Below are 16,440 nucleotides of genomic sequence, written 5' to 3'. Positions count from 1 at the left end.
TGGTTGTATTCCCCTCGCGGCGACTCGCGGAGGTCTCGCGGCGACTTGCGAGGGAGCCACACCGGCCGTACAACACCTCCATCCGGACAAAAGACTGAAGGACGTCAGGTGAAGAGGGGGTTGCCTGCGTCTCACGGCGGGGGGAGTGCGAGCCTCTTAGGATTCGAACAGGAAACAGACGCACCCAGACCCATGGGACACCGGGGACGAACGGGGCGGGAGGGCCGACGGCGCGTGGCGAATGTTGAGCACGGTGGGCGACCAGGGGATGCCTTCGGGGCGGCGGCGCCCGGAGCGGCGAAGGCACGGCTGGGACTGGTCCGCGCGGGCCTCTGGCTGATCGCCGCGGTCCTGGCCGTACGGCAGGTCGCCGTCGTCCTGAGCACGCCGAAGGGCGAACGCCTGACGGACCTGGAGACCTGGGTCGGCCCCAACGGCGTGCTCCATGTGAAGGGTTCGCTGTACGACTCGACCCAGTTCACGGGCACTCCGTTCGCCGGGCTCGTCCTCAAGCCCCTCACCCGTTCGGCCGAACAGGCCCTCGGCTGGGGCTGGACCTTCGGCACCCTGCTGCTGGTCGCGGCCCTCGGCCTGGTCGCCGCCCGCGCCCTGCCACAGCCAGTGAGCCGCCGTACGGCACTACTCGCCGCGCCGGTCGCGATCAGCCTGCTGATGCTGTCGCTGCCCGTGCGCAACACGCTGTACCTCGGCCAGACCAGCATCATTCCCGTTCTCCTCGTGCTCCTCGGCTGCTTCGCCGTGCGCGGGGAACGGGCGAGCGGGGTGCTGATCGGGCTCGCGGCGGCCCTCCAGCCGACCGTGCTCCTCTTCGCGCCGCTCCTGTGGTTCACCGGCCGTCGCCGGGCCGCCGCCTCCACCGGGATCACCTTCGCCGCGGGCACCGCGCTCGCCTGGGCGGCGATGCCGCACGACTCGTACACGTACTGGGTCCACCACCTGGCCGGAGTCGGGCTCGGGCGGCCCGCCGACGACCTCGCCAACCAGTCGCTGCACGGCGCACTGCTGCGGCTCGGCCTCGAAGGGCCGCTGGAGATCGGGCTGTTCCTGGCGCTGGGCGCGGCCGTCGCCGTCCTGGGCCTGCGCCGCGCCGTGCGGTACGCCCGGGACGGGCAGTTGCTGCTCGCGGTCGCGGTCACCGGCTGTGTCGCCGTCGCCGTGTCGCCCACGACCTGGCAGCACCAGCTGCTGTGGGTGCTGCTCGCGCTGGTCGGCCGGGTCGGCAAGAAGGCCGGCGACCGGTACGTATGGCCCGTCGCCGTCATCCTGGTGATGACGCTCCCGGCGAAGATGATGCTGCCGAACATGCCGGCCCTCTATCCGCTGCGTGACAACGTAGTCCTGCTCGCCGCCCTCGCCGCCGCCACCGCGGTTCCGTTTCTGTCCCGTACGTCGGAGTACTACCGGTCGCCCATCCCGACCGAGTACGCGAGACCGGTGCCCACCCGATGGAAGCACGTACCCCTGCTGCCGTTCCTGCGCCGGGTCCTCACCCGCCCGAACCTGCTGCTCGAACTGCTGCTGATCCGCGTCGGCTACTCCGCGTACCAGCAGGTCAGGCTCGCGGCGACCGGCGGCACCAACACGGGGGGCCGGGCCACCGCCGAGGAGCACGGCGAGCAGATCCACGCGATCGAGAAGTTCCTGCAGATCGACGTCGAGCGCTGGGTCAACCACGCGGTGGTGGACGTCCCCTGGCTGCAGAGCTTCTTCGACTTCTACTACACGTCGTTCCACTTCGTGGTGCCGCTGAGCGTCCTCGGCGTCCTCTACGTCCGCCGTCCCGCCGAGTACCGCTGGGCCCGCGCGGCGCTCGGCTTCGCCACGCTGTTCGCGCTCGTCGGCTTCTGGCTCTACCCGCTGGCCCCGCCGCGGCTGATGCCCGGCCTCGGCTTCATCGACACCGTGCACGGTGTGCAGGACTTCTCCCAGCCGGACTACGGGACGCTGACCGCGCTCACCAACCAGTACGCGGCGATGCCCTCGCTGCACTTCGGCTGGTCGCTGTGGTGCGGGCTCGTCATCGCGATCCTCGCCCCCAAGTGGTGGATGAAGGCCCTCGGCCTGCTGCACCCGCTGTTCACGGTCTCCGCGATCGTGGCGACCGCCAACCACTGGGTCCTGGACGCGGTGGGCGGCGCGGCCGTCGTCGGCGCGGGCTTCGCGCTGACCTACCTCCTCCAGGGACCGCGCCCGCGAACGCTCGCAAAACCGGCGGCGGAGGGGGCGGGGACCGAGGAGGTCAGCATCGCGGAGCCGGTCCCGGCGAAGGGCCGTACCCCGAACTGATCCGGTACTCGCCCGGCTCGGTCACCGTCAGACGCGTGAACTCGCCCGCCTTCTCCAGGCAGCCGCCCTCGGCGTACAGCCAGGGCGAGAAGGCGACGCGCACGGTCACCGAGCCGGCTCGCGGGACGTGCACGAGGACCTGGGCGCTGTCGGCCCGCACGACGGTGGCGGGCTTCGACACCAGCGGCACCGCCCCGCGCACGCGGTAGACCCGCCAGTTCACGTCCCGCCACACCGGCTCCAGCCACTCGGTGCCCCGCGCGACCAGGCGCGCCTCGTCCTCCGCGAAGCCGTCCGGCTTACCCGAGGGCAGCACTACGAAGCCGACCGCCCACCGGTCCAGCCAGGCGCGGTACGTCGTCTCCGAGAACGTCCCGTCGTAGAAGAGCCGGCCCCGCTCCATGTCCAGCTGCCGGTTCCAGCCGCGCGCCAGATTCACGTGCGGGGCAAGCGCGGTGGCCTCGCGGTGGTTGCGGGCCGGGACCACCTCGACGCGCGTACGGTCGGCGCCGAGCCGGTCCAGGGCCTCTACGACGCTGGTGGTGTCGTGGGCCCAGGCCGGTACCGCCGTCGACACCTGCAGATCGTCGACGGTCTTCTTGCCCACCCAGCCCACGGAGAAGACGAGGGCCATGGCGAGCGCTACCCGTTTCTGTTTGGTGCGTCTGCGGGGCACCCCGGCCGGTGCCGAGGTGGCCGGCACCGCCAGCAGCGCGGCCAACAGGGCGGCGGGCGCGAACAGTTCCGCGAGCCGTTCCACGTTCGTGCCGACCGGCGAGGGGACCAGATACGTGAGGACCGTCCCGGCCGCGTACACGACGGCGCCCCAGCGCAGGACCCGCCAGCCGCGCGGTGCGAGGGTCAGTACGACGAGGCCGATCACGACGGGCGGCCAGATCCGGGCCGCCGGCATCAACTGCTCGCCGGTGAACGGGAACAGCAGGGTGGTCGTGCCCACCACCACGACCGGCGGGACGATCAGCGCCGCGGCCCGCACCCGGTCCCGCCCGAGCGCGTAGCCGGCACCCGCCACGACCAGGAACAGTCCGGCCACCGGGCTCGCCATGGCCGCCAGCGCCGCGTACGCCACCGCGAGCGGCAGGCGGCGCTCCCGGGTCAGCAGCACACAGGCCGCCAGCCCGAGCGCGACCCCGAGGGCGAAGGTCGTCCGCCCCGACGCGACGTTGCACCACAGCGCGAGCGACGCGAGCAGCGCCGGGCCGAGCGGCCGGCGGATCCCCGTACGGACGATGAGGACCGAGGCCAGCCAGGCGGCGAGGAACCCCGACGCGACGGTGACGGTCCGCACGCCGAAGGCGGCCATCAAGTAGGGCGAGATCAGGCTGTAGTTGGCGGTGTGCATCCCGCCGTACCAGAACAGGCTGTACGCCGAACCGCCGTGCCGGGACGCGAAGTCGGCCCAGGCCTCCTGCGCCGCGAGATCACCGCCGCCGGTGGCCAGGAACAGCCACCACACCACGTACAGCGGCACGGTCGGCAGGGTGGCGAGGAGGGGAACGCGGATCCGCCTCCAAACCGGGCGGAGGTCCCGCTTCCGGGAGGCGGCCGCGCCCTCCGGCCGGACGAGGGAGAGTTCGGCTGGGACCACGGCTCGGCTTTTCCGTTCGAAGTCTTCGAAGGTGTGAATTGGCTGTGCCATCCGTGAAGACGCGTAACGGACCGGAAACGTTCACCTGTTTTGGGGTGTGGGGCAGCCCTTTGGGGCCCGGGGGAGGCAGGGGCGGGGCGTAGGGGGGATGCCCCTGCCTCCCGCGTAGCGGGTCACCGGCGGCTCAACCGGCGCTGACCTGCAGTTCCTTGACGCCGTTGATCCAGGCCGAGCGGAGCCGGCGAGGGTCGCCGACCAGTCGGAGGTCGGGCATGGCGTCGGCGACCGCGTTGAAGATCAGGTCGATCTCCAGCGTGGCCAGCGACTTGCCGAGGCAGAAGTGCGGGCCGCCGCCCCCGAAGCCGAGGTGCGGGTTCGGGTCGCGGGTGATGTCGAAGACCTCCGGTGAGTCGAAGACGGCCGGGTCGTTGTTGGCGGACGAGTAGAAGATGCCGACGCGGTCGCCCTTCCTGATCTGCTTGCCGCCCAGTTCGGTGTCCTGGGTCGCCGTGCGCTGGAAGGAGACGACCGGTGTGGCCCAGCGGACGATCTCCTCGGCGGCGGTCGCCGGGCGCTCCCGCTTGTAGAGGTCCCACTGGTCGGCGTGGGTGAGGAAGGCGTGCATGCCGTGGGTGATGGCGTTGCGGGTCGTCTCGTTGCCCGCGACGGCCAGCATGAGTACGAAGAAGCCGAACTCGTCCGAGCCGAGGTTGCCCTCGTCCTCGGCGGCGACCAGCGTGGTCACGATGTCCTTGGCCGGGCACTGCTTGCGGTCGGCGGACATGTTCATCGCGTAGGCGAGGATCTCCGTGGCCGACTCCTGGCCGACCTCCTCGGTGATCGCGTACTCCGGGTCGTCGTACGCGATCATCTTGTTGGACCAGTCGAAGATCTTGGCCCGGTCCTCCTGCGGGATGCCGATCAGCTCGGCTATCGCCTGGAGGGGCAGTTCGCAGGCGACCTCGGTCACGAAGTCGAAGGAACCGCCGGGGCCCGCGTTCGAGAGCGCGGTCTCCACGATCCGGCCCGCGCGGCCGCGCAGGTTCTCCTCCAGCGCGCGGATGGCGCGCGGGGTGAAGCCGCGCTGGACGATCTGGCGGACCCGGGTGTGCTCGGGCGGGTCCATGTTCAGCAGGATCAGCCGCTGGGCGTCGATCGCGTCGCGCTCCATGTGCTCGTTGAAGCGGATGATCGCGGTGTTGAGGGCGGAGGAGAACAACTCGGGGTGCGTGGATACGTACTTGACGTCGGCGTGCCGGGTGACGGCCCAGTAGCCCTCGTCCCGGAAGCCGGCGAGATTGGGCGGCTGGGCGATCCAGTGGACCGGTTCGGTCCGACGCAGCTCGGCGAACTCCGGGAAGGGCACGCGGTGGTGCAGCAGGTCGGGATCGGTGAGATCGAACCCGTCGGGCAGCGCTGGACAGGGCATCGGCAACTCCAGGTCGTGCGACGGTCGGGTTCTGACGGTCCATCAGGTACCGGGAATTGCCGTGAAGGTAGTAACGGGTTCTACAAGTGGCAAGAGGCGCGACGACCCGAATTGCGTGCGGAAGTCGTGCAGATCGCGACTTCGGGAGCTGCACGACCCTTGCGGTGACGGACGCGGGGTCAGCAGACTGCAGACAGAACTAGAACGCGTACTAGTTCAGCGTGGCGGGTGGGCCGGGACGCCCGCGCCGCGCGGGTGACCCGAGGAGAGGAACTCCCCATGGCCGCGGAACCCGTGATCGTAGAAGCCGTCCGCACCCCCATCGGCAGGCGCGGCGGCGCGCTCGCCAACCTCCACCCCGCCTACCTGCTGGGCGAGACCTACCGAGAACTCCTCGGCCGTACGGGTATCCACGCGGACTGCGTCGAGCAGGTCGTCGGCGGAGCGGTCACCCACGCCGGCGAGCAGTCCGGCAACCCCGCCCGTACGGCGTGGCTCGCGATGGGCCTGCCGTACGAGACGGCGGCGACGACCGTGAACGCGCAGTGCGGATCCTCGCAGCAGGCCTCCCACATGGTCGCCAACATGGTCGCGGCGGGCGTCATCGACGTCGGGATCAGCTGTGGCGTCGAGGTCATGTCCCGAGTGCCGCTCGGGGCCGCCTCCAAGCACGGCCCGGGGAAGCCGACCCCGGACGAGTGGAACGTCGACCTGCCGAACCAGTTCGAGGCGGCCGAGCGGATCGCTCGTCACCGGGGGCTGACTCGCGAGAACGTCGACTCGCTGGGGCTGATCTCACAGGAGCGGGCCGCGGCGGCGTGGGCCGAGGAGCGCTTCAAGCGGGAGACGTTCGCCGTGCAGGTGCCGACGACGGAGGACGAGCAGCGCGCCGGGCAGGGCATGTGGCGGCTGGTCGACCGTGACGAAGGGCTGCGCGACACGTCCATGGAGGCGTTGGCCGGCCTGAAGCCGGTGATGCCGACGGCGGTCCACACGGCGGGCAACTCGTCGCAGATCTCCGACGGTGCGTCTGCCCTGATGTGGGCGTCCAAGCGGATGGCCCGGGCGCTGAAGCTGCGCCCGCGCGCGCGGATCGTGGCTCAGGCCCTGGTCGGCTCCGACCCGCACTTCCATCTGGACGGCCCGATCGACGCCACGAAGGCGGTCCTCGGGAAGGCCGGGATGTCGCTCAAGGACATCGACGTCATCGAGGTCAACGAGGCGTTCGCGTCCGTGGTGTTGAGCTGGGCCCAGGTCTTCGAACAGGACCTGGAGAAGGTGAACGTGAATGGCGGCGCCATCGCGCTCGGGCACCCTGTGGGGGCCACAGGGGCACGCCTGATCACGACCGCCTTGCACGAACTGGAGCGCCGGGACAAGGAGTTCGCGCTCATCACGATGTGCGCGGGTGGGGCGCTGGCGACCGGGACGATCATTCAGCGCTTGTAGCGGCCCAGTTGAGGAACGTGGTGAAGGTGTCGGGGTCGAGGGTGAGCATCGGCCCCGCCGGGTTCTTCGAGTCGCGGATGGCGATGGTGGTGGGGGCGGGTATGTCGGCGACTTCGACGCAGTCGCCGCCTGTATCTCCGCTGTAGCTCGACTTACGCCACTGGGTGTCCGTCGGACGTGAGTTGCTTTCCATAGCGTCCCTCCACCACGTGCCGGATCAGCGCTGCCGAGTCCTTCACCGACAGGGCCGCAGCCTGCAGATGATCGTAACGGAGCGATCGAGAGTCGACTGCGTCAGGATTGGCGGTCGCGTGCCCCGTCTCGTAGTCCTCGCTATAGACGATGGTTGGATCGCTCGCAAAGTGGAAGACGTTGAAGGCACCCATCAGCCCGGCATGGACCCCCGCCTCGTAGGGCAGCACCTGGATGTTCACGCGCGGGTGCCGCTCATAGGACAACAGCCTCAACAGTTGCTCTCGCATGACCTCCCTTCCGCCGATCTTCTGGTAGAGCACGGCCTCGCCGAGCACCGCCCAGAACGCTGGCGGGTTGTCCTTACCGAGGATGCGCTGTCGCGCGATTCGCGCGGCGGTCCGGTTGTCCACGTCGCTGTCGTTCATGGCGCCGAGCACCGCACGGGCGTAGGCCTTCGTCTGCAACAGGCCGTGTACCAGTTGAGGCTGGAAGATGTAGATCGCCTTCGCGTGAGTCTCCAACTCCGCCACCTGTTGGAACCAAGCCGGGAGTTGGCTGCGCATGACCAGTGAGACGAGGCGTGACAGCAACCCGTCCGTCCCCAGTGCTGCATCCGCCCGCTCGCTGAACTCCGGCGTCGGGACCTTCCGTGCGGTCTCGATCTGGCCGACCAGGGAACCGGTGTAGTTGATGACGTCCCCGAGCTGCTTCTGCGTCAGTCCGGCGGCCTCTCGGTGCCGTCGCAGCTCGAACCCGTAGTAGTCGAGTGGCGATGCGCCCGGATCGAGAACGTTGATGTGGGTCACGTACGGACCTCTCTCGCACGATGTGCAACTCGGCCCACCAGCGGACCAGTTGTATCCGTTCTGTAGCCGAGGGTAGTCAAGTGAGGTCAGCCTTGTGGGGTGAACTACATCATTCCCCCCACCCTCGCGGGCCCCCGCACCACCCAGTACCGCATGCGCCTCACCGTCGGCGAGCACTCGCCGCAGTACGTCCGCCGCATCGTCCGGTCATACCTGCGCGAGTGGGAGATGGCCGAGCTGACCGATGCCGTGGAACTGGGTGTGACCGAGCTGCTCGCCAACGTCGTACGCCATGTCCCGGACCGGCGCTGTGAGTTCCTGCTGCTGAGGCAGGTGGCGGGGGTTCGGGTGGAGGTCATGGACGGATGCCCCCGCCTGCCGTCCATTCCGGCCGAGTTGTCGCTGGAGGCGGAGGGCGGTCGCGGGCTCGTACTGCTCGACGCGGTGGCCGACAAGTGGGGTGTGGAGCCTGCGGTCGCGGGTGGGAAGACGGTGTGGTTCGAGTGTTGGGGAGAGGGAGCGGGAGAGGTAGAGGGAAGAGCGGCTTCGCGAGGTGTTGGTGTGGGCGGCCGGACCGGCCTCACTCCTTCCCCGAAGCCATGACCGCCAGTACCGCCACCACTCCCGCCGCGACCAGCAGCGGAAGGGCCAGGCCGTGGTTCAGTACCAGCCACGCGCCGAGCAGGGCGCCCGCGAACATCGCGGCCACCAAGGCCCCGCGTCGCAGGGAGTGGTGGCCGCTGCCGCCCGCGGCGGGGGAGTCGCCCGCGAGGCCGGTCAGGGTCATCGTCACGACGGTGGTGGTCGTGAGGGCGGGTACGCCCAGCTTGCGTACCGTCGCGTTGCGCAGGCCCATCGCGAAGGCCGTCACCGCGATGACGGCGTACACCGTGGCGCCGGAGTCGGGTGAGGCGAAGGCGATCACCGCGGCCGCGCCCACCAGCAGCGCCTCGGCGGCCAGTGAGAGACGGGTCCAGGTCCGGCGGGAACGTTCGCCGAGCCGGAGCGCGATCCGCCCGCCCGCCACCGCGCCCACGAGGAAGGTGGCCAGTGACGTCAGCGTGTGGGACACCGAGAAGCCCGGGGCTCCGGCGGCGGCGAAGCCCAGGACCACGATGTTGCCGGTCATGTTCGCCGTGAAGACGTGCTCAAGGCCGAGATAGCTCACCGCGTCGATCAGCCCGCTGACCACGGTCAGGGCCAGCAGGACGACGACCAGCCGCAGGCCGCGTGCCTCGGGATCGGGGCCGGGGCCGGGGTCTGTGCCGGGGGCCCGCTTGGCCTCGGGGCCGCCCGTCTCCTCTGTCTCTTCGGCGCTCATGAGGGCCTCCGGTCGGCGCGGATGGGCTCAGTGCTCGCAAGTTCACCACGGGCGGCCGTCGAGATTCCGGATGTGCCCCGCCGGAACATGGCGAAGGCGGCGGCCCCGGGGATCGGGGGCCGCCGCCTTCGCGTACGGGGGTGCTGCTGGGCCGGTCAGTACCAGCCGTTGGCCTGCCAGAAGTTCCAGGCGCCGGTCGGGCTGCCGTAGCGGTCGTTCATGTAGTCGAGGCCCCACTTGATCTGGGTCTTCGGGTTCGTCTTCCAGTCGGAACCGGCGGAGGCCATCTTCGAGGCCGGCAGGGCCTGGACCAGGCCGTAGGCGCCGGAGGAGGCGTTGGTGGCGGTGACGTTCCAGCCGCTCTCGTGCTCGACGATCTTGCTGAACGCCTTGTACTGCGAGTCGTTCGGGATCATCTTCTGCGCGATCGCCTTGGCCGAGGTGGAGGAGGCCTTCGAGGGGGCCGCGGCCTGAGCGGGGCCCGCCGCGAACACCATGCCGGCGGTGGCAGCGGCCACGGCGGCACCGGTGAGGGCCTTCTTCGGAGTGGCGATGCGGCGGATGCGGGTGGAGATGGACACAGAGAACCTTTTCCTTCGGGGACATGGCGGTCGCTCGTACGCCGTGACCCGTAAGGCCTTGGCATGCGTTGGCGCCGAGGCCCAGGGGGGCTCGTCGGCGCCTTGCGACTCATCCAGAGAAACAGGCTCGGAGGGCGTCCGCAATGACCCCTTTTGCTAGTTGTGGTCGTATCCGCCGCAAAAGGTCCTTCTGTGACGTGGCTCTCAATCCGCAGGTCAGAGGCGGTAAAGGCGTGGGCATGACAGAAGGATTGATCTACGGCCGCGCTTCGTAAGTGACCTAGGTCCTGTGGGCCGCCTCACGGTGGGTGTAACCCGCAGTGGTTGAAGCGTCTACGGTGTGCGGCCGGACGGTGTGACGGGCGCCGCACCACGTGGGTCCTCGAAGGTGACCGAGGTCTCGAAGGCGGCCCTCCGCGTGGCCCGTCGGAGCGCTTTGAGGACGGTCGCGCCGAGCGTGAGGGTCAGTACGACGGTCACGACGGCCCGGCCCAGGTCCCAGCCGAGCGAGGTGGCCAGACAGTACGCGACGAAACGGGCCAGGTTGGCGTCCACGTCGTCGTGCGGGTCGAAGGCGACGTTCGACGACAGCGCGTCCATGAAGGGCCAGCCGGCCAGGTTCATGACCGTGCCGTACGCGAAGGCCGCGAGGAACCCGTACGGGGCGAGCATCGACAGCTCGCCCCGGCCGCGCAGCCGGTCCGGGCCCGGCAGCAGGCCCGCGCCCATCGTGAACCAGCCCATCGACAGCATCTGGAACGGCATCCACGGCCCGACCCCGCCCGTGAGCAGCGCCGACGCGAACATCGTGACCGCCCCGAGTACGAATCCGAAACCCGGCCCGAGGACCCTCCCGCTCAGCACCATCAGGAAGAACATCGGCTCGATGCCGGCGGTTCCGGCTCCGATCGGCCGCAGCGCGGCCCCCGTGGCGGCGAGCACACCGAGCATGGCCACGGCCTTGGGGCCGAGCCCCGACTCGGAGATCGTCGCCCCGACGCCCCCGACCAGCAGCACCAGCAGCCCCGCGAAGAGCCAGGGCGCGTCCTTGGCGTGGGCACTCACCTGGGACGTGGGCCCGCTGAAGAACGGCCAGGTCAGCGCCGCCAGACCGACGAGGCTCACGAGGAGGAGGGCGGCGAGGGAGCGGGGGCCCAGGCGGATGGGGCGGGCTTGGGGTTGGGGGAGGGGGAGGGGTTCGGGGAGGGGTTCGGGGATGAGGAGAGACTCGGGGTGAGGCTCGGGGCGGGGGTGCGGTTCGGGGCGGGGGTGCGGCTTCTCGTTCATGAGTCCGGCTCCTTCTCCCCTTCGGTCGCGCGGAGCGCCTCGCGCACCTGCGGGACCGTGAGCCACTTCTGTGGGGCGAGGATCTTGGTGACCTGTGGAGCGAAGGACGGGGAGGCTACGACGACCTCGGCCGTCGGGCCGTCCGCCACGGGTTCGCCGTCGGCGAGGATGACGACCCGGTGGGAGAGTTCGGCGGCCAGCTCGACGTCGTGGGTGGCCAGCACGATGGCGTGGCCCTCGGCCGCCAGCCCCCGCAGGACGGTGACCAGCCGGGACTTCGCCGCATAGTCGAGGCCTCGGGTCGGCTCGTCGAGCAGGAGCAGGGGCGGGCGGGCCGTCAGGACTACCGCCAGGGCGAGGGCGAGCCGCTGGCCCTCCGAGAGGTCCCGCGGATGCGTGTCGTCCGCGATGCCCGGGAGCAGCTCGGACACCAGGGTCCGGCAGGTGCCCGGTTCCGCCCCCGCGTCGGAGTCCGCGGCCGTGCACTCCCCGGCCACCGTGTCGGCGTACAGCAGGTCGCGGGGCTCCTGCGGTACGAGGCCGACGTGGCGGATGAGTTCACGGGGTGCCGTGCGGTGGGGCTCGACACCGCCCACCCGCACGGATCCCGACGCCGGTGCGACCAGGCCGACGAGGGCGGAGAGCAGCGTGGACTTGCCGGCGCCGTTGCGGCCCATGAGGGCGACGGTCTCGCCCGGGTCGACGGTGAGCGTGACGGAGTGGAGGACCTCGGTGCGGCTTCGGCGGACGGAGAGGTTCTCAACTGTCGCTGAGTGGTGGGGAGTTGTGGGTGTGGTGGGTCTGGGGGGTGTGGTTGTGGGTGCGGGTTCGGGGGTGCGCTTGCGGAACAGGCGGGGGCGCGGGCGGGGGTGACGGGTGGGCGTCGGGGTGCTTTCCGTCGGGAGCAGGGGTGCCGTGTTCGCGTACGTGCTCGCTGCTTCGTACGTGGTGTTCTCCAGCCGCTCCCGCAGTGCGCCGGCCCTTCGCCGGGCGTCCCGCACCGTCAGCGGCAGGGGTGACCAACCCGCGAGCCTGCCCAGCGCCACCACCGGCGGGTACACCGGGGAGACGGCCATGACCTCGGACGGTGTGCCCAGCACGAGAGGGGCGCCGGGGGTGGGGAGGAGGGCGACCTGGTCGGCGTACTGGATGACGCGTTCCAGGCGGTGCTCTGCCATGAGGACCGTCGTGCCGAGGTCGTGGACGAGGCGCTGGAGGACGGCGAGTACCTCCTCCGCGGCGGCCGGGTCGAGGGCCGAGGTCGGTTCGTCGAGGACCAGGACCTTGGGGTGCGGGGTGAGGACCGAGCCGATCGCCACGCGCTGCTGCTGGCCGCCGGAGAGCGTGGCGATGGGGCGGTCGCGGAGGTCGGCGAGGCCGAGCAGGTCGAGGGTCTCCTCTACGCGGCGGCGCATCACGTCGGGGGCGAGGCCCAACGACTCCATTCCGTACGCGAGTTCGTCCTCGACCGTGTCCGTCACGAAGTGCGACAGCGGATCCTGGCCCACCGTGCCGACCACGTCCGCGAGTTCGCGCGGCTTGTGGGTACGGGTGTCGCGGCCCGCCACCGTCACACGACCGCGCAGGGTGCCGCCCGTGAAGTGCGGGACCAGTCCGTTCACCGCGCCGAGCACCGTCGACTTGCCGACCCCGGACGGCCCGACCAGCAGCATCAACTCGCCCTCGGGGACGGTGAGTTCGATGCCCTGGACGGTCGGCCCTGCCGCTCCGTCGTATGTCACGGAGACATTCTCGAAGCGGATCATGAGGGTTCCTCGCGGGCAGTCTTGGGGTCGGTGGTTTTGGGGTCGGTGTTCTTGGGTGCGGGTGCGGGTGCGGGGGCGATGAAGGCGGGGAGCAGGCCGAGCAGGATCGCTGCCGCAGGCCACAGGGGGAGTGTCGGTGCGGTCAGCGGGACGACACCGGGGTGCAGGGCCTCGGAGTTGGACGGGGCGTAGGAGGCGTAGAGGATCAGCAGCGTTGCGACCGCCGCGCCGGACGCGGCGACCAGCCATGCGCGTACGCCCCACGCGTCCGGCCGGTAGCGCGTACGCAGTGAGCGGCGGCCGCCGAGCCACAGACCGGCCAGGGCCGCGGCGAGTCCGGTGAGCAGTACGGGCAGGCCGTAGCTGCCGCCTTCCGCGGTGAGCAGGCCGTACGTTCCGGCGCAGACGCCGACCAGGCCGCCCAGTGTGAGTGCGGCGGTGGTGCGGCGGACGGTGCGTGGTACGTCCGCCGTGCGGCCGTAGCCGCGGGCGTCCATCGCCGCCGCGAGGGAGACGGACCGCTCCAACGCGCCCTCCAGGACCGGGAGTCCGACCTGGAGCAGGCCGCGCAGACCCTTGTCCGGGCGGCCTCGGAGGCGCCGGGCGGCGCGCAGGCGTTGGACGTCCGCGATCAGGTTCGGGGCGAAGGTGAGGGCCACCACTACGGCAACTCCCGCCTCGTACAAGGCTCCTGGGAGGGATTTGAGGAGGCGGGCCGGGTTCGCCAGGGCGTTCGCCGCGCCTACGCAGATGAGGAGGGTGGCGAGTTTCAGGCCGTCGTAGAGGGCGAAGACGAGGCCTTCGGCGGTGACTCGGCCTCCGATGCGGATGCCCTCCGCCCAGGCCGGGAGGGGGAGTTCGGGGAGGGTGAGGAGGGTGTGGGTGCCGGGGATGGGGGAGCCGAGGATTACCGCGAACGCGAGGCGGATGAGCAGGACGGCCAGGGCGAGTTTCACGAAGGCGGCGTAGGAGTGGGCCCAGGGGGCCTCTGTGCGGCGGGCGGCCACGACGTAGCCGGCTACGCCGATCAGGAGGGCCAGGAGGAGGGGGTTCGTGGTGCGGGATGCGGCCGTTCCTAGGCTCAGGGCCCAGAGCCACCAGGCACCGGGGTGGATTGCGTTGGTTCTGGTTGCTTGTGGGGCGGTGAGTCTGTGTTGGACTTTTCTGGAAAGGGCGCCCGGTGCCATGGGCTGTGCCCACCCGTTCCGCCCTGCGGAACGCCTGCCCACAGAGGTGGCAGCGGTAGCTGGGGCGGCGGCGGGCGTAGGCCCGGGAGTGTCTCCGGTGCCGCGCCTCCGGTACTCGTCGTCGTTGCTGGCGGTCATTGCACAGGCCCGTCAGTCGCGGCGGCGGCGGGCTTGCCATACCGCCGCCGAGCCCAGGGCCGCCACCGCGGCGATTCCGGCCAACAGGCCCACCGAGGGGCCGCCGTCCCCGTTGCCGGGCTTGCTCTCCGCCTCCTCGCCGGGCGACGTCGAAGTCTTCGGGCGGTCGGCCGCGACCGGTTCTCCGCAGCCCGTGGTCGGGTAGCCCGCGATGGCGCAGAGCAGGGCGTTGGTGTCGTAGCGGAGGGGTTTGGCGACGGCGGCGAGGGCGTCGGCGGTCGTGGCGTCGTCGTCGACGCGGGCGCAGGCCGTGCGGGGGCGGGGCGGGGTCGAGCCGGACGGGGCGTCCGCGGCCGTGCCGAAGTCGAGGACGAGGCCGACCCGCTTGGACCCCTCCCGTGCGGGCGTCTTCGCGCAGATCGTCGCGAAGTCGGCCGCCCCGCGCGGCTTCGCCGAGTCCTTCGAGTCCTCGCTCACCGAGAAACGGAACCCCTGGACATCACCGTCCGAGGGCCGTGCGGTCGACGGCCCCTGGGTCGCGTACACCCACGTATCGGCCGGGACGGTCGTATCGGCTGTATCGGTCGTATCGGCCGTATCGGCGGTGGAGTCCCGGTCCCAGAAGGACCAGTAGCGGTAGCCGACCGCCTGGGCCTGCCCCGCCGTGCCGAGGACGGCGAGCAGGAGACACAGGACCGGCAGAACCAGGCGGCGGCAGGTCACGGCTGCTGCTTCTTGTTACGGCCGCTGAGGAGGAAGCCGATTCCGATGCCGCCGACCAGGCCGACCCCGATGATCCACCAGAGGCTGACCCCGCCGTCGTCCTCGTCCGAGGTGTCCGCCTCGTCGTTCTTGCCGTCCGCCGGGGCGGTGGAGGCGTCGGAGGAAGTCGCCGCGGGGCCGGTCGCGCCGAGCTGCTTCACGAGGTCGGCGCCGCCGAAGGCGCGCGGGTCCGTGCCGGTGGCGTTCGCCGCGAAGATCAGCTGCGCGTACGCCGCCGGGCCGCTCTTCGCCGCCCAGGTACCGGAGTTCTTCTCCAGCCAGGCCAGCGGCTTCCCGGTGTCGGCCGTGCGGCCCGCGGCGGCGAGCGCGACGACCGTGTCGGCGGTGTTGCCGTAGTCGGGCTGGTCCTCGGCACCGGGGAGGGAGGACTTCAGATAGCCGTTCTTGGCGACCGCGCCCGCGAGGTACAGGGCACCGTTGGCAGCCGCGTCCTCGATCGTGAAGGAGTCGCCGCCCGCGCACTGGGACGCCTTCGGGGACGCCTTGTCGGCGCCGTCCTCGTCGGGATCGGCGTCCAGGCCCTCGCCGAGCGCGCCCAGCACCCCGGCCGCCGTGGCGTCCGCGTTCGCCGCGAGCTTGCCCTTCTTGTCCGGCTGGAAGGCGAAGGCGCCGCCGCCGGTCTCGTCGCAGGGGACGGAGAGGCCGAGCAGGGCGTCGTACGGCGTCCGGTCGTCCTTCGAGGGCACGTCCTTCGGGTCGGTGTCCCCGGCGTCCAGGGCCCCGATCACGACGGACGTCGAGTTGGTGTCGCTGGGCGTGCCGGGGAAGTAGCCCCAGCCGCCGTCCTTGTTCTGCACGGACTTCAGCCACTTCACGGCCGCGCCCGTCACGGCGTCGCTCGCGTCGAGGGCCTCCAGGGCCTGCAGCGCGGCGGCCGTGCTGTTCGTGTCGACCTTGGTCTTGGCGTCGCACTTGGCGCTCGGGTCGGGGCGGTACGCCGCGAAGGCCCCGCTCTCGCACTGCTGCCCGACGAGCCAGTCGACGGACTTCTTCGCGGGCTTCACCTCCACCGTGTCCTGGGCGAGCAGCGCGAGCGACTGCCGCCAGACGCCGTCGTAGGTGGGGTCGGTGCTGCCGTACAGGGCGGAGGGGAACGCCTGGGACGGGGTCGCGCCGGGCGACTCGTCGGCGAGGGCGGCCGGCGCGAACGCCGTACCGATCACGGCGGTAGCGGCCAGTACCGCTGCGCTGCGGCGGACAAACATGATCGGCGGATGCCTCTCCCGGTCAGGGAGCCGGGCAGCCTGGAATCCAAGGCGGCTCGGCTCCGTATGCCTCGACGGTGCCGGTCACCGGCGGTCCCGGTGACGCGAGCCGGTCACGTCCGTACGGGGCAGTCCGGCTCACCGCCCCTGATCGGCTGATCCATTGATCCACTGAATCCATTGGTCCAGTGATCCAGTGATCGACCGATCGGCCGGGCGGCACACGGTTGCGGGTCAGCGCCGGATTTGCACCGGCTTCCCCCCGTAACGACTGTGATGACGACCCGCTCACTGTACCGGCCCGTAGCAAGACCCTGAGGGGCGGCTGTTGGGGGTCGCCTGTGGGCCTGTCTGTGAGGCCGGGCGGCGGCTCCGGG

14 protein-coding genes and 1 riboswitch are annotated in these 16,440 nt (G+C 70.9%); of the genes, 3 read left to right on the top strand and 11 right to left on the bottom strand.

Going from position 1 to position 16,440, the window contains the following annotated elements; genetic code table 11:
* Positions 1-234: 234 nt before the first annotated feature.
* Positions 235-2,307: a bifunctional glycosyltransferase 87/phosphatase PAP2 family protein gene (locus ACIBEI_RS16195; protein ID WP_398889144.1), complete on the top strand. Its 2,073-nt coding sequence runs from the start codon at positions 235-237 to the stop codon at positions 2,305-2,307.
* On the opposite strand, the gene ACIBEI_RS16190 is transcribed toward ACIBEI_RS16195, so the two are convergent.
* Positions 2,261-3,916 carry a hypothetical protein gene (locus ACIBEI_RS16190; RefSeq protein WP_398889142.1) on the bottom strand — a complete coding sequence of 552 codons (1,656 nt, stop codon included), beginning with the start codon at positions 3,914-3,916 and terminating at the stop codon, positions 2,261-2,263. The two genes, ACIBEI_RS16195 and ACIBEI_RS16190, sit on opposite strands and share 47 nt — an antisense overlap.
* 184 nt (positions 3,917-4,100) lie before the next feature.
* Positions 4,101-5,345 carry a cytochrome P450 gene (locus ACIBEI_RS16185; protein ID WP_398889140.1) on the bottom strand — a complete coding sequence of 415 codons (1,245 nt, stop codon included), beginning with the start codon at positions 5,343-5,345 and terminating at the stop codon, positions 4,101-4,103.
* 279 nt (positions 5,346-5,624) lie between these two features.
* On the opposite strand from ACIBEI_RS16185, the gene ACIBEI_RS16180 reads away from it, so the two are divergent.
* Positions 5,625-6,794 (top strand): steroid 3-ketoacyl-CoA thiolase, encoded by a 1,170-nt coding sequence (locus ACIBEI_RS16180; protein ID WP_383936336.1) that lies wholly within the window; start codon positions 5,625-5,627, stop codon positions 6,792-6,794.
* Here the strand turns inward: ACIBEI_RS16180 and ACIBEI_RS16175 are convergent.
* Both ACIBEI_RS16175 and ACIBEI_RS16170 read right to left on the bottom strand, forming a co-directional pair.
* Entirely contained in the window at positions 6,778-6,987 is a 210-nt protein-coding gene (locus ACIBEI_RS16175; protein WP_398889138.1) for a DUF397 domain-containing protein, read from the bottom strand. The two genes, ACIBEI_RS16180 and ACIBEI_RS16175, sit on opposite strands and share 17 nt — an antisense overlap.
* Positions 6,947-7,795, bottom strand: coding sequence for a helix-turn-helix domain-containing protein (locus tag ACIBEI_RS16170; protein WP_398889136.1), 849 nt, complete (start codon positions 7,793-7,795; stop codon positions 6,947-6,949). The genes ACIBEI_RS16175 and ACIBEI_RS16170 overlap by 41 nt, the downstream gene beginning before the upstream one ends.
* A gap of 153 nt (positions 7,796-7,948) precedes the next feature.
* Here ACIBEI_RS16170 and ACIBEI_RS16165 point away from each other — a divergent pair, with 153 nt between their 5' ends.
* Positions 7,949-8,398: an ATP-binding protein gene (locus tag ACIBEI_RS16165; RefSeq protein ID WP_398889590.1), complete on the top strand. Its 450-nt coding sequence runs from the start codon at positions 7,949-7,951 to the stop codon at positions 8,396-8,398.
* Here the strand turns inward: ACIBEI_RS16165 and ACIBEI_RS16160 are convergent.
* The 7 genes from ACIBEI_RS16160 to ACIBEI_RS16130 form a co-directional block, all read right to left on the bottom strand.
* Complete coding sequence (locus ACIBEI_RS16160) at positions 8,376-9,116, bottom strand: YoaK family protein (protein WP_398889134.1); 741 nt, start codon at positions 9,114-9,116, stop codon at positions 8,376-8,378. The genes ACIBEI_RS16165 and ACIBEI_RS16160 overlap by 23 nt on opposite strands.
* Positions 9,117-9,271: 155 nt before the next feature.
* A complete protein-coding gene (locus tag ACIBEI_RS16155) occupies positions 9,272-9,697 on the bottom strand; it encodes a transglycosylase SLT domain-containing protein (protein WP_398889132.1) in 426 nt (141 codons plus the stop codon).
* 333 nt (positions 9,698-10,030) lie between these two features.
* A complete protein-coding gene (locus ACIBEI_RS16150; RefSeq protein WP_398889130.1) occupies positions 10,031-10,984 on the bottom strand; it encodes an ECF transporter S component in 954 nt (317 codons plus the stop codon).
* On the bottom strand, positions 10,981-12,750 hold the full coding sequence (locus ACIBEI_RS16145) for an ABC transporter ATP-binding protein (RefSeq protein ID WP_398889128.1): 1,770 nt from the start codon (positions 12,748-12,750) through the stop codon (positions 10,981-10,983). Before ACIBEI_RS16145 ends, ACIBEI_RS16150 begins: the two co-directional genes overlap by 4 nt.
* Complete coding sequence (locus tag ACIBEI_RS16140; RefSeq protein WP_398889126.1) at positions 12,747-13,937, bottom strand: energy-coupling factor transporter transmembrane component T; 1,191 nt, start codon at positions 13,935-13,937, stop codon at positions 12,747-12,749. The genes ACIBEI_RS16145 and ACIBEI_RS16140 overlap by 4 nt, the downstream gene beginning before the upstream one ends.
* A 150-nt stretch (positions 13,938-14,087) precedes the next feature.
* Positions 14,088-14,798 carry an SCO2322 family protein gene (locus tag ACIBEI_RS16135; protein WP_398889124.1) on the bottom strand — a complete coding sequence of 237 codons (711 nt, stop codon included), beginning with the start codon at positions 14,796-14,798 and terminating at the stop codon, positions 14,088-14,090.
* Positions 14,795-16,063, bottom strand: coding sequence for a prenyltransferase/squalene oxidase repeat-containing protein (locus ACIBEI_RS16130; protein WP_398889122.1), 1,269 nt, complete (start codon positions 16,061-16,063; stop codon positions 14,795-14,797). The genes ACIBEI_RS16135 and ACIBEI_RS16130 overlap by 4 nt, the downstream gene beginning before the upstream one ends.
* 107 nt (positions 16,064-16,170) lie before the next feature.
* Positions 16,171-16,367: riboswitch (cobalamin riboswitch) on the bottom strand.
* Between the last annotated feature and the right edge of the window lie 73 nt (positions 16,368-16,440).

This window comes from Streptomyces sp. NPDC050988 (assembly GCF_044456225.1).
In the GTDB taxonomy this organism is placed as follows: domain Bacteria; phylum Actinomycetota; class Actinomycetes; order Streptomycetales; family Streptomycetaceae; genus Streptomyces.
Note: the sequence above shows the minus strand (reverse complement) of the source record. Positions and strands in the feature narration are given on the sequence as shown.